This is a genomic window from Bacillus sp. AFS029533, from assembly GCF_002585125.1.
Classification (GTDB): Bacteria; Bacillota; Bacilli; order Bacillales; family Bacillaceae_G; genus Gottfriedia; species Gottfriedia luciferensis_B.
This window is the reverse complement of record NZ_NUQC01000052.1, coordinates 1-22,157: the sequence shown is the minus strand read 5'-3', so window position 1 is coordinate 22,157 and position 22,157 is coordinate 1. Positions and strand designations below refer to the sequence as shown.

General features: G+C 32.3%; 19 protein-coding genes. 17 read left to right on the top strand and 2 right to left on the bottom strand.

What is annotated here, in order from left to right; all coding sequences use genetic code 11:
* Positions 1 to 114: 114 nt before the first annotated feature.
* The 4 genes from COE53_RS21460 (at position 115) to hemY (ending at position 6,102) form a co-directional block, all read left to right on the top strand.
* Positions 115 to 2,250: a transglycosylase domain-containing protein gene (locus COE53_RS21460; protein ID WP_098948698.1), complete on the top strand. Its 2,136-nt coding sequence runs from the start codon at positions 115 to 117 to the stop codon at positions 2,248 to 2,250.
* Positions 2,251 to 2,653: 403 nt separating this feature from the next.
* On the top strand, positions 2,654 to 3,697 hold the full coding sequence (hemE, locus tag COE53_RS21455; RefSeq protein ID WP_091024159.1) for a uroporphyrinogen decarboxylase: 1,044 nt from the start codon (positions 2,654 to 2,656) through the stop codon (positions 3,695 to 3,697).
* A gap of 23 nt (positions 3,698 to 3,720) precedes the next feature.
* Positions 3,721 to 4,653: a ferrochelatase gene (gene hemH, locus COE53_RS21450; protein ID WP_098948697.1), complete on the top strand. Its 933-nt coding sequence runs from the start codon at positions 3,721 to 3,723 to the stop codon at positions 4,651 to 4,653.
* Between the two features lie 27 nt (positions 4,654 to 4,680).
* On the top strand, positions 4,681 to 6,102 hold the full coding sequence (gene hemY, locus COE53_RS21445) for a protoporphyrinogen oxidase (RefSeq protein ID WP_069032935.1): 1,422 nt from the start codon (positions 4,681 to 4,683) through the stop codon (positions 6,100 to 6,102).
* A gap of 141 nt (positions 6,103 to 6,243) precedes the next feature.
* On the opposite strand, the gene yhfH is transcribed toward hemY, so the two are convergent.
* Positions 6,244 to 6,363: a protein YhfH gene (gene yhfH, locus COE53_RS21440; RefSeq protein WP_407920504.1), complete on the bottom strand. Its 120-nt coding sequence runs from the start codon at positions 6,361 to 6,363 to the stop codon at positions 6,244 to 6,246.
* Between the two features lie 192 nt (positions 6,364 to 6,555).
* Between yhfH and COE53_RS21435 the strand changes: the two genes are divergently transcribed.
* From COE53_RS21435 to COE53_RS21400, 8 genes are all read left to right on the top strand, one after another.
* The gene (locus COE53_RS21435; RefSeq protein ID WP_098948696.1) at positions 6,556 to 7,287 is read left to right on the top strand and encodes an MBL fold metallo-hydrolase; all 732 of its coding nucleotides are present in this window, start codon (positions 6,556 to 6,558) and stop codon (positions 7,285 to 7,287) included.
* 13 nt (positions 7,288 to 7,300) lie between these two features.
* Entirely contained in the window at positions 7,301 to 8,290 is a 990-nt protein-coding gene (lplA, locus tag COE53_RS21430) for a lipoate--protein ligase (protein WP_069032937.1), read from the top strand.
* A 148-nt stretch (positions 8,291 to 8,438) separates the two neighbouring features.
* Positions 8,439 to 9,971, top strand: coding sequence for a fatty acid--CoA ligase family protein (locus tag COE53_RS21425; RefSeq protein ID WP_098948695.1), 1,533 nt, complete (start codon positions 8,439 to 8,441; stop codon positions 9,969 to 9,971).
* A 546-nt stretch (positions 9,972 to 10,517) separates the two neighbouring features.
* Positions 10,518 to 11,795: a M48 family metallopeptidase gene (locus COE53_RS21420; protein WP_069032939.1), complete on the top strand. Its 1,278-nt coding sequence runs from the start codon at positions 10,518 to 10,520 to the stop codon at positions 11,793 to 11,795.
* Between the two features lie 414 nt (positions 11,796 to 12,209).
* Positions 12,210 to 13,796, top strand: a complete 1,587-nt coding sequence (gene aceB / locus COE53_RS21415; protein ID WP_098948694.1) for a malate synthase A — start codon at positions 12,210 to 12,212, stop codon at positions 13,794 to 13,796.
* Between the two features lie 18 nt (positions 13,797 to 13,814).
* Positions 13,815 to 15,104: an isocitrate lyase gene (aceA, locus tag COE53_RS21410; protein ID WP_091024148.1), complete on the top strand. Its 1,290-nt coding sequence runs from the start codon at positions 13,815 to 13,817 to the stop codon at positions 15,102 to 15,104.
* A gap of 292 nt (positions 15,105 to 15,396) precedes the next feature.
* Entirely contained in the window at positions 15,397 to 15,972 is a 576-nt protein-coding gene (locus tag COE53_RS21405; RefSeq protein ID WP_098948693.1) for a competence protein ComK, read from the top strand.
* A gap of 240 nt (positions 15,973 to 16,212) precedes the next feature.
* On the top strand, positions 16,213 to 16,449 hold the full coding sequence (locus tag COE53_RS21400; protein ID WP_069032943.1) for a hypothetical protein: 237 nt from the start codon (positions 16,213 to 16,215) through the stop codon (positions 16,447 to 16,449).
* Positions 16,450 to 16,616: 167 nt separating this feature from the next.
* Here the strand turns inward: COE53_RS21400 and COE53_RS21395 are convergent, their stop codons facing one another.
* Positions 16,617 to 17,114 (bottom strand): DinB family protein, encoded by a 498-nt coding sequence (locus COE53_RS21395; RefSeq protein WP_091024049.1) that lies wholly within the window; start codon positions 17,112 to 17,114, stop codon positions 16,617 to 16,619.
* 545 nt (positions 17,115 to 17,659) lie between these two features.
* Between COE53_RS21395 and COE53_RS21390 the strand changes: the two genes are divergently transcribed.
* From COE53_RS21390 to COE53_RS21370, 5 genes are all read left to right on the top strand, one after another.
* Positions 17,660 to 17,905: a (4Fe-4S)-binding protein gene (locus tag COE53_RS21390; protein WP_084006805.1), complete on the top strand. Its 246-nt coding sequence runs from the start codon at positions 17,660 to 17,662 to the stop codon at positions 17,903 to 17,905.
* A 1-nt stretch (position 17,906) separates the two neighbouring features.
* Positions 17,907 to 18,179, top strand: a complete 273-nt coding sequence (locus tag COE53_RS21385; RefSeq protein WP_069032946.1) for a GNAT family N-acetyltransferase — start codon at positions 17,907 to 17,909, stop codon at positions 18,177 to 18,179.
* Positions 18,180 to 18,635: 456 nt separating this feature from the next.
* Complete coding sequence (locus COE53_RS21380; protein ID WP_353616547.1) at positions 18,636 to 20,099, top strand: flavin monoamine oxidase family protein; 1,464 nt, start codon at positions 18,636 to 18,638, stop codon at positions 20,097 to 20,099.
* Positions 20,100 to 20,417: 318 nt separating this feature from the next.
* Positions 20,418 to 21,050, top strand: coding sequence for a LysE family translocator (locus COE53_RS21375; RefSeq protein ID WP_098948692.1), 633 nt, complete (start codon positions 20,418 to 20,420; stop codon positions 21,048 to 21,050).
* 336 nt (positions 21,051 to 21,386) lie between these two features.
* Entirely contained in the window at positions 21,387 to 21,950 is a 564-nt protein-coding gene (locus COE53_RS21370) for a GNAT family N-acetyltransferase (protein ID WP_091024045.1), read from the top strand.
* Positions 21,951 to 22,157 lie beyond the last annotated feature (207 nt).

Genomic DNA, 22,157 nt, shown 5'->3' with positions numbered 1-22,157 from the left:
CGAAAAATGTATTTCCAAGGAAATATACATCGAAAAAAAGGAAATAATGACTTATTCATGGGAATAAATGGATATACTATTTGTTATATGGTAAGAGAAATGAAGGTGAAATAATTGAAAAAATGGGGATATTTAGCAATAGGACTGTTAAGTGTCCTGTTAATTAGCTTTGTTGGATTTTTACTAATCGTTTTCTTAGGTAATTATGTGATAGATGAAGATAAGTTAGTCGTCCATTCATCATCGGAAATGGTAGATTTAGAGGGGAATTTTGTATCAAAGCTATATAATGAAAATCATCAAATCGTTTCAATTAATGATATACCTGATTATACTAAACAAGCAGTCGTTTCAATTGAAGATGAACGTTTCTATAAGCACCATGGAATTGATACACAATCGATCTTTCGGGCTATAGTAAATGATATAAAAGCATTTAGTAAAGTACAAGGTGCGAGTACGCTTACTCAACAACTTGCAAAGAATGTTTTTTTGACGAACGACAAAACATTTATGAGAAAAACAAAGGAAGTAATTATAGCAATTAATCTAGAAAGAAAGTATACAAAAGATCAAATACTAGAAATGTATTTAAATCAGGTTTATTTCGGTCACGGGGTATATGGCATAGGCGGAGCGGCAAAATATTATTTCGGGAAAGATGTTAAAAATTTATCTATTGAGGAAAGTGCTTCGTTAGCAGCCTTATTAAAAGCACCATCACATTATGATCCTGTCACACAACCAGTGCGATCTTTAGAGCGTAGGAATCTAGTTCTTTATAAAATGCTAGATACGCATTATATAACTGAATCAGAGTATCAGAAAGCTAAAAGCAAACCAACAGTATTACATATTACAGAACAAAAATTTGAAAACGGATACGCTACATATATTGATATGGTTATAAAAGAAGCAAAAGAGAAATATGGCATATCATATGACCAACTTTTAAATGGTGGATACAAAGTTGTTGTACCAATTCATAAAAAGACACAATTAACCGCCTATAAATATTTTAAAAATGGAAACTATTTTCCGGGAACTGATCAAAATGCTGAAGGAGCATTCGTATTAATAAACTCTGAAACAGGCGGTGTAGAGGCGGCAATTGGAGGCAGAAATTATTATTTTCAAGGTTTAAATCGTATTAACGTGAAAAGACAACCTGGTTCAACAATGAAGCCTTTACTTGTCTATTCGCCAGCGCTTGAAACAGGAAACTACAATCCGTATTCTTTATTACCAAATGAACAGAGTGCGTTAGGAGACTATAAACCGAAAAATTATAATGGCGTTTATACGAAAACGATTTCGATGTTTAATGCATTAATACAGTCAGCAAATGTGCCGGCAGTTTGGTTATTAAATGATATTGGGATTGATAATGCAAAAGAGTATCTAGAAAAAATGGATTTGAATATCCCCGATCAAGGTTTAAGTATGGCGCTAGGAGGACTTAAGATTGGTTTAACACCATTAGAGCTAGTAAAAGCATATAGTGCTTTTGATCATGATGGAGATGCATTAGAACCTTTTGTTATTAATGCAATTTATGATCGGAACAATGAATTAGTTGCCGAAGCGAAAATTAAGGAATATAAAGTGTTTTCATCACAAACCTCTTGGTATATGACAAAAATGCTTAAAGGTGTTGTAAATGAAGGGACTGCTAGTAGAGGAAGTTTTACTGGCGATTTAGCTGGTAAAACAGGATCTACAAATATACCTGGCCAAACAAATGGAAACAAAGATGCATGGTTTGTAGGCTATACACCAGACGTTGTAGGCGCAATTTGGATGGGATATGATAAGACAGATTCGGACCATTTTTTAAGAAATGGTAGTACATATCCAACCATTTTATTTAAAAAGATTTTAAGTGAAGCAGGAAGAGAACCATCTACCAAATTTAAAAAGCCAAAAAATATAGACGATCTAGAATCACCGATAAATTTAGAGCCTATTTCAAATGTTCAATCAAAAGTATCATTTTCTCCATTTGGATTATTCACTGTCGTCATTAATTGGAATGCACCAACTGACCACAGACAACAATATCGAATCTATCGAGTGAAAAATGGCAAAGAGAAATTAATAGATACTGTTACTGGTTTAGATGAGTACAAAGATTCCTTTGTAAATGTATTTAATGTCCCTTCTTATTATGTAGTACCGTACAATCCTCAAACAAAAGAAGAAGGTGATAGGTCTAAACTTGTCAAACCCAACATAAGAAATAAGGAATAGACATTTTAAGGCTCTCCTTCTTATCAAATGATTTGAAGGGGAGTTTTTTATTTCCTATTAAAACTATGAGCGTAAAAACTGTATCTCTTAAAAAAGAATAGTAAAGAGATTAAGAATTTCGAACGATTAGATAACGATTAATCAAACATTAAAAAAAGAATAATAAAACTCCTTTATTTAATAAAAAGTATTAATAAATAAAGATTATTAATTCGATATTTTAGACATATTTTGATATAATTTTTAATGGGAAAAGTCTGGTAGTAAAATAGGCCTATTAATTGAGAAAAATTGTAAAATCAGTGAACATTATGTGTCAAAATTCGAGTTTTCTATACAATTAATGGTTCAATCAGTATATTTAATAGTAGAGTTTGGAAAAGTGAAAGGGAGACTTTGAAGGATGAAAAAAGATTTTAACGATACATTTCTTAAAGCGATTAGAGGAGAAGAAGTAACGCATACACCAGTTTGGTATATGAGACAAGCAGGGCGTTCTCAGCCAGAATACCGAAAAATAAAAGAAAAATATTCTTTATTTGAAATTACTCATCAACCTGAATTATGCGCTTACGTAACAGCGCTTCCAGTAGACCAATATAATGTTGATGCAGCTATTTTATATAAAGATATTATGTCTCCACTTCCTGCAATTGGAGTAGACGTAGAAATTCAATCAGGAGTAGGACCGGTAATAAGCAATCCTATCCGTTCATTAGCAGATGTAAAAAAGTTAACTGATATTCATCCAGAAGAGCAACTTCCATATATCTATGAAACGATTAAATTATTAACAACAGAGGTTCTTTCTGTTCCATTAATTGGATTTGCAGGTGCACCTTTTACAGTTGCTAGTTATATGATCGAAGGTAGACCTTCTAGAAACTATAATAAAACCAAATCATTTATGTACGCAGAGCCAGAAGCATGGTTTGCTTTAATGGATCATTTAGCAGACATGACAATCAAATACGTAAAAGCACAAGTTAAAGCAGGGGCAAGTGCAATTCAATTATTTGATTCATGGGTTGGTGCTTTGAATGCAAATGATTATCGCATTTATATTAAACCTTGCATGGAAAAGATTTTTGCAGCACTTAAAGCAGACCATATTCCAACAACGATGTTTGGAATTGGAGCAAGCCATTTAATTCATGAATGGAATGAACTTCCTGTAGATGTAATTGGTCTTGATTGGAGAACTTCTATTGCTGAAGCTCGCTCTTTAGGGATTACGAAAACACTTCAAGGTAATTTAGATCCTGCATTTTTATTAGCACCATGGGAAGTTATTGAGAAACGTGCGAAAGAAATATTAGATGAGGGTATGGCAAATCCAGGTCATATTTTCAACTTAGGTCATGGGGTATTCCCTGAAGTAAATCCTGATACTCTTAAACGATTAACAAGTTTTGTACATGAGTATTCATCAAGGGTTAAAGCTTAATATAAAAGGACTATGGTGATGACATGAAAGAAAAAATCGGTTTATTAGTTATGGCTTACGGCACGCCATATAAAGAATCAGATATTGAGCGTTATTATACAGATATTCGTAGAGGTAGAAAGCCTTCACAAGAGGCGCTGGAAGAACTGACAGAACGATATCGTGCAATTGGAGGTATCTCTCCTTTAGCAAAAATAACAATTGAACAAGCAAAAGCATTAGAAGAAGATTTAAATAAGATCCAAGACAAAGTAGAATTCAAAATGTACATTGGATTGAAGCATATTGAACCATTCATTGAAGATGCAGTAGATGAAATGAAAAAAGATGGTATAACAAAAGCAGTTAGTATCGTACTTGCACCACATTATTCTACGTTTAGTGTAAAGTCATATAACGAACGTGCTACAAATCATTCAGAAAAAATTGACGGACCAACAATTATTCATGTAGATGACTGGTATAAAGAAGAACGATTTATTCAATATTGGGTTCGTGAAGTAGAAGCAATTCTTGAACCAATGAATGAAGAGCAACGTGTGAAAACGGCGTTTATTTTTTCAGCGCATAGTTTACCTGAAAAAATTCTTACTTATGGTGATCCATACCCAGAGCAACTTAAGGAAACTGCCGAGTTAGTCGTTCAGCAGTCTGATATTCGTCATTATTTTCTAGGATGGCAAAGTGCTGGTAACACACCAGACCCTTGGCTTGGACCTGATGTACAAGATTTAACACGTGAGTTAGATGAAAATTATGATTTTGAAACTTACGTCTACTTACCATTAGGATTTGTAAGTGAGCATTTAGAAGTACTGTACGATAATGATATAGAATGTAAACAAGTAACGGATGAAATTCAAAAAGCATATGTTCGTCCACCGATGCCTAATACGGCCCCATTATTTATTAGTGGACTTAGTACGGTTGTATTAAGAAAATTAAACGAACAATAATATGGTTTTGAAATAGGAGGTAAAGAAGTGAATAAGAAGGTTGTCATTATTGGTGGCGGTATTACTGGATTGACATCTGCCTACTATTTAAAACAAGAAAAATTAAAAAATAATCTTCCAATTGATATTCAATTAATTGAAGGTTCATCAAGGCTTGGAGGAAAAATCCAAACAATTCGAAAAGATGGATTCGTAATAGAACGTGGCCCTGACTCGTTTTTGGCAAGGAAAAAGAGTGCATATCGATTAGCTGAAAACTTAGGTATCCAAGATCAAATCGTTTTTAACTCTGCAGGAAAATCATATGTATTAGCCCATAATAAATTACATGGTATGCCAGAAGGTTCAAACATGGGGATTCCTACACAAATCAAGCCTTTTATTTTTTCAGGTCTATTTTCACCAGCAGGAAAAATCCGTGCAGGTTTAGATTTTGTTTTACCAAAAACGCATGTCCAAGGGGATATGTCACTAGGTAAATTTTTTAGAAGAAGACTAGGTAATGAAGTAGTTGAGAATCTAATTGAGCCCCTTTTATCAGGTATTTATTCAGGCGACATTGACCAAATGAGTTTAATGGCAACGTTCCCTCAATTCTTCCAAATTGAACAAAAACATCAAAGTATTGTTCTTGGTATGAAAAAAGAGATGCCTGTGAAGAAATCAAAAGGTCCGAGAAAAGGAATTTTCCAGACTGTAAGTACAGGTCTTCAAACAATTGTAGAACGAATTGAAGAAGAGTTAGATCAAGAGGAAGTTTTAAAAGGTGTACAAGTAGTTAATATAAATAAAATTGGAAAAAAATATGAGTTACTACTTAGCAATAATGAAAAAATCGAATCAGATTCAATCATCGTTACTGTACCTCATCGTTTCATTCCACAACTATTTAATAATAAACCTGTATTTGAGCCTTTCAAAAAAGTTCCTTCTACATCAGTCGCGAATGTTGCACTTGCATTTCCAGAGCATGCAATTAAGAAGGATATAAATGGTACAGGCTTTGTTGTTTCACGTAATAATGACTATAATATAACAGCATGTACTTGGACACATAAAAAATGGGCACATGCATGTCCAAAAGGTAAGGTTCTATTACGTTGTTACGTTGGACGACCATACAATAAGGAAATAGTCGATAAAACGGATGAAGAACTTGTTGAAATAGTTTTAGAAGATTTAAGAAAAACGATGGATATCACTGAGAAACCAGAGTTTTATATTGTTTCAAGATGGAAAGATGCTATGCCTCAATATACGATTAATCATAAAGAGCGTACGAAAAATATGGAACAATATTTACAAAAAGAAATGCCTGGTGTATCAGTAATCGGTTGCTCATTTTATGGGTCGGGCTTACCAGACTGTATAGATCAAGGTGAAAAAGCAGTTTCAGATACAATTGAATACTTGTTCTCACATGAAGAACAAGCTGTTCGGAGCTATTAAGGCTTTTAAACAATTAGTAAAGATTAGAGCAACCAAAAAAGTAGATCGATACTTTTAGGTTGCTCTTTTTATTATGTCTCTGTACTAATTCTATGTCTAATAATTTCGTTAAGAAAAATTGCTGATCCTAAAAGACTTCACTTAAAAACTATCTTTTAAGCAATTTGAACAAGTGTTACTATAGCAATCATGTTGTTCTTCAATCGTCGAATTACAGTGTTTACATAATTTCTTTGGTAATAGTTTCAAAAATTCGGACATTTTTACAAGCATGTTACCCTCTCCTTTAGTTAACTTATTAGTATTGTATTACTACAACTTATTTTGTGTCAATCTGTATTAGTACAATTTTTAAAAAATAATCTAAACGCCTATTTTTTTAAAACAGTATGGACAAGCTTATAAATTTAAATTTTCATAGAAATAATAAGTATAAAGGAGTGTGTTTGTTTTATGAAAGTAACCGTTATTGGTTATTGGGGCGGCTATCCAGGTAAAGGTGAAGCAACTTCATGTTATTTATTTAAATCCAAAAATTTTAATCTATTGGTTGATTGTGGTTCAGGAGCATTAGCTACATTACAAAATTTCATAGATCCTAATAGCTTAAATGCTGTAATCCTGTCACATTATCATCATGATCATATTGCAGATATAGGAGTACTACAATACTTCAAACTTGTAAATGCTGGAAAGGATAAGTTTGCTTTACCTATATACGGACATAACTTTGATAATGTAAAATTTAATTCGTTAACATATAAAGAAGCAACAAAAGGATATGAATATCATCCAAATGAAGCTCTCGACCTAGGTCCATTTACGATTCGATTTATTAAGACAGTTCATCCCGTAGATTGTTTTGCCATGCGAATTGAAACAGCAACTTACTCAGTAGTCTATACAGCTGATTCAAGCTTTACAGAAGACTTCATACCGTTTTCTTCCAACGCGGATTTGCTTATAAGTGATTGTAATCTGTTTGAAAATCAAGATGGAGCCAAAGTGGGCCATATGAGTAGCAAAGATGCTGCAACAATTGCAAGTGAGGCGAACGTAAAAGAATTATTATTATCACATCTTCCTCATAGCGGAAATACAAAAGATTTAATAAGTGAGGCCCAAAAGTATTATAATGGACTTGTTCATTTAGCTTATACAGGATTTGAATGGAAATCGAAATGATAGGAGGATACACATGCAATTTTTAGATAATAGGGGAATAACGGATCCAACATTAAATTTAGCGATGGAAGAATATGCGCTAAAAAGCCTAGATCCTGAAAATACATACTTTTTATTTTATATTAATGAGCCATCAATCATTATTGGTAAAAATCAAAATACAGCCGAGGAGATTAATGCCTCATATGTAAATGAACATAATATTCATGTAGTACGTAGATTATCTGGTGGTGGAGCGGTATATCATGATTTAGGAAATCTTAACTTTAGTTTTATTACAAAAGATGATGGTGACAGCTTTCATAATTTTAGAAAGTTTACTGAGCCGGTAATCGAGGCATTAAAGGAACTCGGTGTGAATGCTGAACTTAGTGGAAGAAATGATATATTAGCAGAAGGTAGGAAAATCTCAGGTAATGCACAATTTTCTACTAAAGGTAGAATGTTTAGCCACGGTACATTATTGTTTGATAGTGATATAGATGAAGTTGTCAATGCATTAAACGTAAAGCTAGAAAAAATCCAATCTAAAGGAATTAAATCAGTCCGAAGTAGAGTGGCAAACATTAAGGAATTTTTAAAAGACGATTTAACAATCCTAGAATTTAAAGATTTAATTTTGCAATCTATTTTTAAAGAACATGGAAAAATAGAACGATATGAATGGACAGATGAGGATTTAAAAAATATTAAAGAACTTGCTGAAAGTAGATACCGAAATTGGGATTGGAATTTTGGGAAATCTCCTAAATGCAATATTCAACAAAGTAAAAGATTTACAGCTGGTTCAATTGACATTCGTCTAGATGTAAACAAAGGAATCATTGAGAACGTTAAAATTTATGGTGATTTCTTTGGGGTAGGGGATGTGTCTGATATAGAACAGCTTCTGATTGGTAGTAAATTTGATCAACAAGAGATTGAAAATAAACTAAATGAAGTGAATTTTACCCATTACTTTGGTAATGTAACGAAAGAAGAATTTATGAGTTTATTATTTTAAAAAAGGAGTAGGGAACTACTCTTTTTTTGTTTGTTAAAAAATTAGAAGTCTAAAAAGTGCTAGTTTTCTCACTTGTCAGAATTGTATTCTAGCAATATAATATATTTAGAATATTTTAAATTTTTATATTTAAAGGGGGTAGTTTTTATTGAATTTAGTTGAAACACTGTCACAATCAGCTTTAAGGCATCCTGAACATTCTGCTATTATCTTTGAAGCGCAGACATTTTCATACTCAAGACTTGAGACTTATATTACAAAATTTGCGAGTGGCCTCTCAAAATTAGGGATTGAAAAAGGAGATAAAGTAGCTCTAGTTGTTGGTAATTCTCCTCATTTTATTATAGCACTATATGGTGCCCTGAAGGTTGGAGCGGCTGTAATACCGGTCAATCCTCTATATGCACCAGATGAATTAGTATACATATTAACAAACGGCGACGCAAAAGCAGTTATCACCTTAGACTTATTTCTTCCACTAGTAGAAAAAGCTTCACCGATTCTTCCTAATATCGATCACTTCATTATTTGTGAAACAAAACAAGAAAATCCTTATGAATTTGAGAACAATAAATTGAAATCGTTTACAAATGTAGTTGGACTTGGAGATATAGACTTCAAAGGACCTGAATTACATGAAGATGATTTAGCAGTCATTTTATATACTTCTGGTACAACAGGAAAACCAAAAGGAGCTATGTTAACGCATAAAAACTTATATTCGAATGCTATGGATGCTGGACACTTCTTAAGTTTTTCAAATACAGAAAAGGTTATTGCAACTTTACCAGCTTTCCATGTATTTTGTTTAACTGTAGCTTTAAACGCGCCTTTAATGTATGGAGCTACTGTTATTTTAGTGCCTAAATTTAGCCCAAAAGAAATATTTGATATTATTCGTACATACAAAGCAACTGTATTTGCAGGTGTGCCGACAATGTATAATTTCTTATATCAATTCCCTGAAGGAAAGACAGAAGACTTTGAGTCAATCCGACTATGCGTTTCAGGTGGTTCATCTTTGCCGGTTGCATTATTAGAGAATTTTGAGAAGAAATTTAAAGTTATTATTTCTGAAGGTTATGGATTATCAGAAGCCTCACCTGTTACGACGTTTAATCCATTAGACCGTCCTAGAAAAGCAGGATCAATTGGGACAAATATTAGCAATGTAGAAAATAAAGTTGTAAATGCTCTTGGTGAAGAAGTAGCAGTTGGTGAAGTGGGTGAATTAATCGTCCGTGGACCAAATATAATGAAAGGCTATTATAATATGCCAGAAGAAACGGCAATGACCATTCGAGATGGCTGGTTATATACTGGTGACCTAGCAAGAATTGACGAAGATGGTTATTTCTATATCGTCGATCGAAAAAAAGAATTGATTCTTGTTGGCGGCTATAATGTATACCCTCGTGAGGTCGAAGAGGTAATTTACAATCATCCAGATGTTGTTGAATGTGCGGTGATTGGGCTACCAGACGATAATTTTGGAGAAAGTGTAAAAGCCTATGTTGTTTCAAAAAATCCATCATTAAGTGTGGAAACCTTGGCAGAGTACTGCAAGGCGCACTTAGCAAAATATAAAATACCAAGATCAATAGAGTTCATTCCAGAGCTACCAAAAAATGCAACTGGTAAAATACTTAGAAGAGCATTGAAAGATTCCGTTAGACAATAAATCGTGGTATAGAGGAGAGAGCTCTTTTTGATGCTCTCTCTTTTTGCATTGGAAATTAGTATATAAAATCTAAATTGCAAATAAACAAGTAAATACTGCAAATAAAAGGCAACTGGAAATAAAAATAGGAAATCTGCAAATAAAATTATTAAAACTGCAAATAAAAATAGTAAATCTGCAATAAAAATTGTCAAAACAGCAATTAAAATCAAGAAAACCGCAATTAAGATAAACGATAACCCATACCAGTAAAGGTATTACACATTAAAAATGGGACATAAGTTGATCCTTTCAAATGAAAATCTAGCAAATAGCAATAATTCTTGTAAAATTAAATGAAAAATTGATACAGGACTATTCATCACCTAACTCTGAAAGAATATAACTCAAATTTTCACCCAAGAACTGGACGAATCTTTGTACGTCTGATAAAGGACACATCTTTAATTTAATAGAGCATAAGAGAAAGAAGTATTTAAAAAATATAATAGGTTGAAGTTCTAAAAAATTGGACAAAGTTGATAATATAGAATGGGGGGAGATTTTATGAAAAAAGCAACTAAATCTAAATTAACAAAATTCATCTGTCTAGGTTATCTCATTTATATCATTTTAGTCCTGTTATACTTTTATGTTTTTACGACTTCTGACCTACCTTCAAAATATAAAGGAACATTCGTTGATCCACATACATTCATGAATCATAAGGAAGCTAATTTAAGCTCTAGTTATAGCACTTTAAAAAATGTACTTTACTTTATTAGCTTACCGATTGATTGGATTGTATTATCACTTTTATTATTAAGTGGATCAATTGAAAGATTAGGTGACTCATTATCTAAATTGACTAGATTTAAGTTTATACAAGTTTTTTTATATTTCTTCTTTGTATCGGTCGCTACATATATCGTTTCATTTCCAATTGATTTATATCGTTTTAAATTATCGACGAAATACGGATTATCTGTTCAATCATTTAATGCGTGGATGAAGGATGAAATGATTAGTTTTTGGATAAATTTTGCAATGATGTTTTTTGTAATGTATGTTGTATATTTATTAATCAAAAAACAACCAAAGAAATGGTGGCTAACTGCATGGCTATTAAGTATTCCTTTTACGATTTTCTTAACGTTTATTCAGCCTGTAGTAATTGATCCCTTATATAATGATTTTTATCCACTAAAAGATAAAAATTTAGAAAAGAAAATTATTACCCTTGCTAAAGAAGCAAATATTCCTGCACATCGGGTATATGAAGTAAATATGTCCACTAAGACAACTACATATAATGCATATGTTACTGGTATAGGTAAAAACGCTAGGATTGTATTATGGGATACAACTCTCAAAGGGCTTACTGAAGATGAAATTATGTTCATCATGGCGCATGAAATGTCACATTACGTCCATAAAGACATCTATAAATCAATGTTTGGTATATTAGCAGGTAGTTTAGTCGGTCTATATATCATTCATTTATTGATGAAGTATGTACTATCAAAGAGTAGGAGCAGTCATTCAAACGAAAAAATGGCGGTCATCCTAACCTTATTTTTAATCATTAGTGGAATTGTAAGCTTTATTTCTGATCCGATATCAAATGCATTTTCTAGAAGTGCCGAGAAAAGAGCAGATTTATATGCAGTTAAGCTAACACATGATCCAGAGGCAGGGATTATAGCGTTTCAAAAGTTATCCAAAAACAGTTTGTCTCAAGTAAATCCACCATTTTTAGTGAAATTGTTTAGATATGATCATCCGACAATGTTGGAAAGAATGCAGTATTTAGAAGCTGCTGAAAAAAGAAACAATAATAAATAGATTAAAATTAGCTTGTAGATTGATTGGTATTGTACCAATATCTACAAGCTTTTTTTGTATTATAGAAAAGCCCTTCATTTGTCTTAATTATAAATAGGATCAACTACTATAAATGTGTCATATTCATTTATTATACTTTTACTAAACTTTATTAAAGACAATGGGTGGGACCTCTCGATTTAAATAAAATAATTTGGGTATCAGTGGATTACCGAGATAAGATAGACACTCGTCTAAAAACATCCTTAAGGGGTGTTTTTTTAAATAATTGATATAAACATCCATTATTTAAATAGTTGAGCTGTCGAAAATTCTTTTGGAAATATTTTCAGAATTTAATATCAAATCCGAATATACTGTTATATAATAACATAAGTAAACAATATCTGTTATATAACTGAATGGAGGGATCATATGACAACTGAACTTTCAAAAATCAAAGTTTTAGGTAATCATGTAGAGGGTTCAACTGACATTCTTACGACCGAAGCATTAAGTTTTTTAGAGCAATTACATCTGAAATTTGATCAACGTAGACAACAGCTGTTATTAAACAGAAAAGAAAGAATGAGTTTTTTACAAAATGGGGGTAAGCTCCAATTTTTAAAAGAGACAAAACACATTCGTGAAAGTGAATGGACAATTGCACCTATTCCAACGGATTTACAAGATCGAAGAGTAGAGATAACAGGACCAGTTGATCGAAAAATGATTATTAATGCATTGAATTCTGATGCGTTTGTTTTCATGGCTGATTTTGAAGATGCTACTTCTCCAACTTGGGAAAATATCATTTCAGGTCAGGTTAATTTAAGAGATGCTGTGAACCGAACAATTTCACTTCATTCAAATGGAAAAACATATAAGTTAAAAGAGAAGCCAGCTGTACTATTAGTACGACCAAGAGGCTGGCATTTAGAAGAAAAACATATCACTGTAAATGGTGAAAATATGTCTGGTAGCTTAGTAGATTTTGGACTTTATTTCTTTCATAATGCGAAACAAGCAATAGAAAACGGCTCAGGACCTTATTTTTATTTACCAAAAATGGAAAGTTATTTGGAAGCAAGACTATGGAATGATGTTTTTTTATTTGCTCAAAATGAATTGAATATACCTGTTGGAACGATTAAAGCAACTGTATTAATCGAAACAATTGCTGCTTCATTTGAAATGGATGAAATACTTTATGAATTAAAGGATCATTCAGCAGGATTTAATTGCGGCAGATGGGATTATATTTTTAGCTTTATCAAAATGATGCGATACGACAAATCAATTATTTTACCTGATCGATCTGTTGTGACGATGGAAGTACCTTTTATGCGTTCATATTCTCAAAAAGTTATTCAAACTTGTCATCGTAGAAATGCTCCAGCAATTGGAGGAATGGCAGCTCAAATTCCAATTAAAGATGATAAAGAGCGAAATGATGTTGCGTTTGAGAAGGTAAGAAAAGATAAAGAGCGTGAAGCAAAGGATGGACACGATGGTACTTGGGTAGCTCATCCTGGTTTAGTAGCTGTAGCTCTTGAACAGTTTAATCGATATATGCCTACACCAAACCAGATTCATAGAAAACGTGAGGATGTTAATGTAACGGAGGCCGATCTTTTAGAGATTCCTAGTGGGGTTATTACTGAACAAGGTCTCAGAACAAATATAACAGTTGCGATTCAATATATTGAAGCATGGATAAGTGGTCGAGGTGCGGTGCCGCTATACAATTTAATGGAGGATGCTGCGACTGCTGAAATTTCGCGTGCGCAAATTTGGCAATGGGTGCGTCATGAAAAAGGTGTATTAGAGGATGGTACAAACATTACTTTACAGTTAGTGGATTCATTAAAAAATGAAGAAATGATGAAGCTTCAACTAGAAATTGGGAGAGAACAATTTGAAGCAAAACGATTTAATGAAGCAATTGAATTATTTGATGAGTTAATTAGCAACGATGAATTTGCTGACTTTCTGACTTTAAAAGGATATAACTTTTTATAAAATTAGGAGGAATTGAATATGACGAAAAATCGTGAAAAGCGTATTGCTGAATTACAAGAAAGCTGGGAGCTTGATTCTAGATGGAATGGCATTACAAGAACATACACTGCTGAAGATGTAATTAAATTAAGAGGATCAATCGATATTGAACAAACACTGGCAAAAAAAGGCGCGGAAAAATTATGGAAGCTTTTAAATGAAGAAAGTTATGTTAATGCACTTGGAGCATTAACTGGAAATCAAGCAATCCAACAAGTAAAAGCAGGTTTGAAGGCTATTTATTTAAGTGGTTGGCAAGTAGCTGCTGATGCGAATCTTTCCGGTCAAATGTATCCAGATCAAAGCTTATATCCGGCAAATTCTGTACCAGCAGTTGTAAAACGAATTAATCAGGCTTTCCAACGTGCAGATCAAATTCAATATGTTGAAGGTGGAGAAGAAATCGACTACTTCGCACCGATTATGGCAGATGCAGAGGCTGGCTTCGGTGGGCAATTAAATGTATTTGAACTAATGAAAAGTATGATCGAAGCGGGAGCGGCAGGTGTACATTTTGAAGATCAATTGTCTTCGGAGAAAAAATGTGGCCATTTAGGTGGGAAAGTATTATTACCAACACAAACGGCGGTTCGTAACTTAATCTCTGCGCGTTTAGCAGCGGATGTAATGGGAGTCCCTACACTTATTGTTGCACGAACTGATGCAGATGCAGCAGATTTAATTACAAGTGATATTGATCCAGTCGACAAACAATTTATTACAGGTGAAAGAACACCTGAAGGTTTTTATCGTACGAAAGCGGGGTTAGATCAAGCAATTGCTCGTGGTCTTGCTTATGCACCGTATGCAGACTTAGTTTGGTGTGAGACGTCAGAGCCAAACCTAGAAGATGCAAAACGTTTTGCAGACGCTATTCATGCTAAATTCCCAGGTAAATTACTAGCTTATAACTGTTCACCTTCATTTAACTGGAAGAAGAAACTAGATGACGAAACAATCGAGACATTCCAACAACAAATTGCAGCAATGGGTTATAAATTCCAATTCGTTACCCTTGCTGGTTTCCACGCATTAAACTTTGGCATGTTTGAATTAGCTAGAAATTACAAAGATCGTGGAATGGGAGCATATTCAGAACTTCAACAAGCTGAATTTGCAAGTGAACAATTTGGATACACTGCAACAAGACATCAACGCGAAGTTGGAACAGGATATTTTGATCAAGTAGCTCAAATTATTACTGGAGGAACTTCTTCAACAACAGCTCTTAAAGGCTCTACTGAAGAACAACAATTTTCATCTAATTAATTAGTAAAAAACCACTTTTTTCACTTGTGAGAAAGGTGGTTTTTCTATTGGCTTTTATCCTAAAATTTAGTAAACAATGACACTTTTGTTAAAGTATTTAAAAAATGATTTTACAAATAAAGATTTATGATATTATTTCTCTAACATCAATGTTGCTACTATACTTCATGTTAAAAATTTCTTTATCTGATGTTGTTAAACTTAATTGTTGGTCTTAAATTAACTTTAAAAAATATTCTTGAAGCCAACAAAATTTAACATTTCAATACTAATAACAGAAGGAGTTGTAAAGATGAATCATGTGAAAGGACAAGTTAAAGTATTAAATGAGTACGAGATTAATAAGTCAACAATGGCAATCATTCCGGAATTTACGGTCGATTTAGTTGTGATTTCAAAGGTATACGAAACAGATGATAATTTTTATGTTTTAATGAAACCGATTGAAATTATTGAAAGAAGCTGTGCTTACTTCGGAAGTAGTTACCGGGGTAGGCGTGAAGGAACGAAACAAATGATTTCCATCACTCATAAACCACCAATAGCAATCAGCTCAATGAATCAAATTTTCTTTTTCCCCACTTCATCTTCTTTAAAAGTAGAATGTTCTTGGATCTCCTACAATCATGTTGCTAATTTCAGAGGCGGTAAATACAATCGTTCAGTCGTTGAATTTTTCAATGGTGTTGAACTTCCATTAGAAATATCTCGTGGTTCATTTGAAAACCAATTATACCGAACTGCACATTTAAGAGCTATTTATGAAGACCGACTAAATCCTGAAAATACCCAACAGAAATCTTATAAATTAATCCCTGATAACGAAATTACCTCCTATATAAAAGGAATTTCAATACACGAAAAATAAAAATGAAAGATTAAAATTTTGACTACTTAACATTTTAGTAAAGTAGTTTTTTTATGGGGATTATTTGTAAAATATGTAGAAGAAAAGATTATTGAGAAGTTCAGAAATTTAGTCCTTTTGATTCTTAATTAGAAGGAGCTTTTAAAGTAGATTGTTGATTTCTTATTCAACTAGCTGGCAGTTTAGTTGAATAAATATGATAAAATAATGTGAAAAAGAGGGAATCATAGAGGAGTCAACATGACTATTTTTATGTATATTTTTGCTGTTTTTTCATTTTTTGGTTTGATATTTTTTTCATTTAAAAATAAAGAGTTTTATCAAAATGAAAGTATCGATGTAGGCACTTCAGATGTTTTAGGAGATATATTATTAAATATCATTGATTTCTTACCTTGGTATTTAAAAAAGCTATTTATTATGCTTCTTTTCTTGGGATTATGCATATTTTGTATTTGTTATTTTATTTTTTCGTAATGGATTGTTTATTCAACTAACGATTCATTAGTTATATAAGAATTTCTACTACTTTTAATTAAATTTCTATAAACACTTATATCACTTCTTATTCAAAAAAGGGCAAACAGGAAAAATAGGAGCCTCATTGACTCCCATGTGTTATGAAATTACTATTGATCCAAAGTTTAGGCTGGATATCCTCCGGTTGGTGGTGGCCAAGCGCTAAATAATCTGCGTATTAGTACGATTTCACCTAAATGATAGGAGTTGTGAGATGCAATATTGCGTAGCACACCACCTGGTGATTCGCCTGGCCATTTCTCCAATGATTTGTCTAATTGAACAGTTTGGGCAATCGAACATGCCTGTTCTATCCCTTGAAGAAAATGCTGAATAACTTGTTTCCACTCTTCCTCATTACTTGGCCCCTCTTCAATAGGCCAGCTTTCTTTTACATCGGAAGGTAATTCTGGTTTCTCCCCTTGTGCGAATAATAAGAGAAATTCTTGCCAGTATGTCATGTGTTTGACTAATTGATAAATAGTATAAGGTAACTCTTCTATTCTTTTCCCTGCAAGATCCATGTTTATATCCAACAAAGCATTCTTGATAGGAAGATGACCACGTTCTCCTCTTAATGATTTTATTAATGTGTCACTAAACGCTTTATTTGATTGCTCCATAAAACCGACTCCCAACATTCTAGTTCAAATTCACTGAATTTTTTTTACTTTCTATTATCGAAAAAATCACTGTTCACATTAGTCAACTCTAATTTTTCATCTAAATCATTTGAAGATAAAGCAACCAATCTTTAACTGATTACAGTACATCTTCATTTTTTTTAATTATACTGATTAGAGTAAACTCTAAGTCAATAGATAAATGAATGATTAAAAGCTCTTACTTCTTCTTTAACTACTCTGCCAAATAATCCAATATAAAAAGCCAGTTCAGAGACTTGTACTCTGATTCAACTAACGCATTGCGTTAGGACTATAAAGAATTAACAACTACTAAACCAAAAAATAAATTTAAAATGATTACATTTCTTTTTTTGTTTAATGCTCTCTGTAGAGTCAATTATTATAACTGTTTTAGCAAGCTAAATTCTTATATAGTATTGGTTCCGGTCAAAAAAAAAACTCAGACAAAGGAAAAAACACCCCAAAAGTCGTATAAATAATTATCGACAATTTGGAGGTACAAAATGAAAAGAGAGAATGAAATGAATAAAGAAGACCTACTAAATAAAGGATATCGGAAATATTCAGGAGAAGAGATTGAAGTTTATTTCAGCAAAGATATCTGTACACATTCAGGTAATTGTGTAAGGACAATGCCGACAGTGTTTGATACAAAAAGAAAGCCATGGATTCTTGCTGATAATGGAGAAGTAGATTCAGCTATGAAAACGATCGATTTATGTCCAAGTGGCGCACTACAATATATTTATAAAAAGGATGATAAATAATATGAATATTGAAAAGACAGAGAAAAAACACTTCATTGAGAATGAAGAAGGGAAAATCGTCGCTGAAATTACATTTGTACATGCTGGAGTATCAAGAGTGATCATTGATCATACTTTTGTCGATGAATCCTTGCGAGGACAAAAAATTGCCAGTAAACTTGTTGCTTCTGTTGTAGAAGAGATGAGAGAACAAGACAAAAAGATTGTGCCACTTTGTCCATTTGCTAAGGCTGAATTCGAACGCAAAAAGGAATATCAAGATATGCTTGCGTAAATATACACATTATTAAATGGTGGTAACAATCGACCCTTTTTACATTTTTTTCTATCCATCATGTTAACATCATTACATATGAGTATCAAAAAGGGATGTATAGAAAAGTCAGGGGAGTTAAAATGATTAATGATAGAATAAATTAGATGGACATTTAAGCATTATAATTTGGGATTCACAGCTTGGGCGTGGCTTATAGAAAGATATAAGCTATACAATGGAGCTATTAGTTTTTGCAGAATTTATTAAATATCCTTGTTCAATAACAATGCATTAGTTGTACAAAAAGAGTTGCTTCGGCAACTCTTTTTTATTGCACTAAATGTCAGGTTAGTTCAATAAGTTTTTACTTTTAATTTGTATCTTAATTAAATTAATCACAGTCAACATTCTACTTCAACTTGAAATCGAATAACATTTTATTGATAGTTATTTTTTGCAAGGAGGGGGATATCTTTGATTCAAAAATTACTTCTTTCAAAGGATCAAATGATATACATAATTCAAAATGGTTTGCAAAAAACTAATTCACCAAAACATGTAACTATTATAGGGGCAGGAATATCTGGCTTAGTAGCTGCCTCACTCTTAAAAGAAGCTGGACATCAAGTTACTATTATAGAAGCAAATAACAGAATAGGGGGGAGAATTTACACAAAAAGGGAACCTTTTATTAATCATGAATATATAGATCTTGGTGCAATGCGGATACCTTCTTTTCACTATTTAGTTTTTGAATATATAAAAAAATTCAATTTACAAGTAAATGAATTTATTAATAGTACTCCTAATGATCTAATTTTCATTAATAATGTATTAACAGATGAAAAAAATTATAAAACAAATCCAGACCAATTAAAGTTTAATGTCTCCCCAAGTGAAAAAGGAAAAACAGCAACAGAGTTACTATTATTAGCAGTTGGTCCAGTAATTGATTTTATAAATCAAAATCCTGAAAAAAATTGGGAAATAGTTATTAATATGTATGATCATTATTCAATGTATAACTTTTTAAAATATAATCCTGTTGGTGTATCATTATCAATTGAAGCAATCAACTTTATAGAAACAATGGTTGGATTAGAAGGGTTTGTTGAACTTGCATTTACTGCAATATTAAGAGAAGTTTTAGTACTTCTAACAAAGGATTTAAAACTTTATGAAATTACAGGAGGCACAGATTATCTTATTAATGGGTTTTTACCACAACTAAAAGATAATATTATTTCGAATCAAAGAGTGAAAAAAATTATACAAAATGAATCAAACGTAACGATCTATTCAGAAAATTATATACTTAATACTGAGCATCGCCTTACAAGCGATTTTGTAATTTCAACAATTCCTTACACTTTATTGAATTTCGTAGAGTTACTTCCCTATGAGTCTGTTTCATATAATAAGCGGAAAGTCATAAGACAGATACATTATGCAAATTCAACTAAAATAGGTCTTCAGTTTAAAACGAGATTTTGGGAAAAATATGGATTAAATGGTGGGAAAATAACTACTGATCTACCAATCAAGTTTGCGTATTTTCCTAGTCATGGTCAAGAAGCGTCAGACAACACAGGGATCATATTAGCTAGCTACACATGGGAAGACGATTCTAGTATCTGGGATAATATGACACAAGCAGAACGGATTAAAATTGCTTTGAATGATCTCTCACAAATATTTGGAAATGTGGTGTTTTCAGAGTTTTTAATTGGATATTCACATAATTGGTCTCAATTTCCTTTTTCTGGAGGAGCTTTTGTCATGTATAAACCCGACCAATTAAAAGAATTTGGTCAATATATTGGTACACCAGAAGGGAGAATTCATTTCGCGGGATCACATTCTTCTACTACACCAGGTTGGATTCAAGGTGCGATTGAAGCAGGAGTTAGAACAGCTTATGAAGTTAATAATAGGTAAATTTTTTAAACATTAAAGGATGATTTCCCCTAAAAGGTTATCTTTTATTTACTTTTAGTGGAATTATTTTAAAAAAAATTACCGAATATTTAATCATCATTATTCAACTACCATGGGAGTACGAAATAAACTACCATTCACTGTTGTGAATCTGTGGATTCATGGATGGCTAACGCAGTGCGTTAGTTCAATAAACAAATCAGAAGTTTTTCCTTTTTATTTTGAAATTACCACAAAATAGAAAAAAATAGTTTCAAAATCATACATGATACTGTAATATCGATAAGGGCACCTTAAAAAAAGAAAGGGTGCATAAAAGTGTATGGTATTATTCATTTCGAAGTATTTTTAATAACAGGAATTTTGTTAAATTTAATTCCAGGTGCAGATACGATGTATATCGTAGGTAGAAGTATTTCTCAAGGGAGAAAAGCAGGAGTATTTTCCGTTTTAGGAATCATTTCAGGCTCATTAATTCATACGCTTTTGGTTGCGTTTGGATTATCCCTTATACTATTAAAATCTGTTTTCTTATTTAATACGATTAAGATTTTAGGTGTTATCTATTTGGTATACTTAGGGATACGTATGCTACTAGATAAATCAAATGCTGCGTTTCGAACAACCGAAGTTGATAAATTAAATATATCCAAAGTATATGTGCAAGGTATTTTAACGAGCCTAACAAATCCCAAAGTATCTTTATTTTTTCTTTCGTTCCTTCCACAATTCATCGATACAAAGGCTTCTGGTCCGATTCCTTTTCTGATCTTAGGACTCACTTTTACAGCAACAGGGTTGTTATGGTGTTTATTTGTTGCTTATTTTTCTTCTTATGTAACAAAGAAACTAAGAGGAAACCAGAAAATTGGAAGGGTTTTAAACAAAGTAACTGGAATAATCTTTATTGGCATGGGGATTAAGCTACTTCAAATAAAAGCTCCTAACTAAACTTATTAAATACCTGATGCCCCCTAAAATATATGAGTTTATGTCGAATAAAAATATAAAGAATTCCTTCAGAAACGATATCTGAAGGAATTTTTTCATATTTGTTATGCAACTAGATGGCTGCTTCGGTAGCCTATTTATTTTACCAACTGGTAGTTTAGTTCTCAATATTAAAAGGATTTCTAGGTGATTAATTGAATATATATTTATTATTAACCAATTTTTGGAAGATAAGATTTACTGTATTACTGTATATCAAGTAAAAGATTACTTCGTTGTAAGAATATGTTGTAATACCGGATATACTTGGTATGCATTTTCGAGAGGGGAAATTATATGAATCCTATTTTATTAGATGTTCCGTTACAAATAGAAACAGACAGATTAATTCTTCGAGCACCACTTCAGGCTGGTGAAGGGAATGTAGTAAACCAAGCTATTAAGGATTCAATTAGCGAGTTAAAGCAATGGTTGCAATTATTCCAGTCAATTCCTACTGTTGAAGAAACGGAAATTCTCCTTAGAAATGCCCATATAGATTTTTTGAAAAGAGAAAGCTTTCGCTATCTTATCTATCATAAGGATACTAACGATTTTATTGGAACTGCTAGTCTTCACGGAATTAATTGGAAGGTTTCTAAATGTGAAATTGGATACTGGATTAACACGCAATTTAGTGGCAATGGGTATATGACAGAAGTAGTAAGTGAGTTAATAAACCTTGGTTTTCAACTATTCAAATTTAGAAGGGTTGAAATACGATGTGAATCTAAAAACACTAAAAGTCGTTCGATCCCTGAAAAACTAGGTTTTGAGCTTGAAGGGATATTACGTAATGAAGATCTTTCAGCTGACGGTAAAAATCTAGTTGATACTTGTATCTATGCAAAGGTAAATTAGACTTAATTTTTAAAATCCCCTGCACAACTATTACAGCGATAGTTAGATAAGAGTTCCTAGAGGTTGTCTATTTGATAGCCTTTTTTAATTTCAAAAATCAACATTTTAATTTAACAGAGCCAATAAGAAAAATAATTAATGATGAAATTATCATTTTTCTGGATGATCTTTTCATGGTTTTAAATGTTAATATGTTCGAGCAATTTT

Coding starts and splice junctions, on each gene's coding strand:
- hemE (WP_091024159.1), top strand. CDS start 2,654: ATGAAAAAAGATTTTAACGATACATTTCTTAAAGCGATTAGAGGAGAA.
- hemH (WP_098948697.1), top strand. CDS start 3,721: ATGAAAGAAAAAATCGGTTTATTAGTTATGGCTTACGGCACGCCATAT.
- yhfH (WP_407920504.1), bottom strand. CDS start 6,363: ATGTCCGAATTTTTGAAACTATTACCAAAGAAATTATGTAAACACTGT.
- COE53_RS21435 (WP_098948696.1), top strand. CDS start 6,556: ATGAAAGTAACCGTTATTGGTTATTGGGGCGGCTATCCAGGTAAAGGT.
- lplA (WP_069032937.1), top strand. CDS start 7,301: ATGCAATTTTTAGATAATAGGGGAATAACGGATCCAACATTAAATTTA.
- COE53_RS21420 (WP_069032939.1), top strand. CDS start 10,518: ATGAAAAAAGCAACTAAATCTAAATTAACAAAATTCATCTGTCTAGGT.
- aceB (WP_098948694.1), top strand. CDS start 12,210: ATGACAACTGAACTTTCAAAAATCAAAGTTTTAGGTAATCATGTAGAG.
- aceA (WP_091024148.1), top strand. CDS start 13,815: ATGACGAAAAATCGTGAAAAGCGTATTGCTGAATTACAAGAAAGCTGG.
- COE53_RS21405 (WP_098948693.1), top strand. CDS start 15,397: ATGAATCATGTGAAAGGACAAGTTAAAGTATTAAATGAGTACGAGATT.
- COE53_RS21400 (WP_069032943.1), top strand. CDS start 16,213: ATGACTATTTTTATGTATATTTTTGCTGTTTTTTCATTTTTTGGTTTG.
- COE53_RS21395 (WP_091024049.1), bottom strand. CDS start 17,114: ATGGAGCAATCAAATAAAGCGTTTAGTGACACATTAATAAAATCATTA.
- COE53_RS21390 (WP_084006805.1), top strand. CDS start 17,660: ATGAATAAAGAAGACCTACTAAATAAAGGATATCGGAAATATTCAGGA.
- COE53_RS21385 (WP_069032946.1), top strand. CDS start 17,907: ATGAATATTGAAAAGACAGAGAAAAAACACTTCATTGAGAATGAAGAA.
- COE53_RS21370 (WP_091024045.1), top strand. CDS start 21,387: ATGAATCCTATTTTATTAGATGTTCCGTTACAAATAGAAACAGACAGA.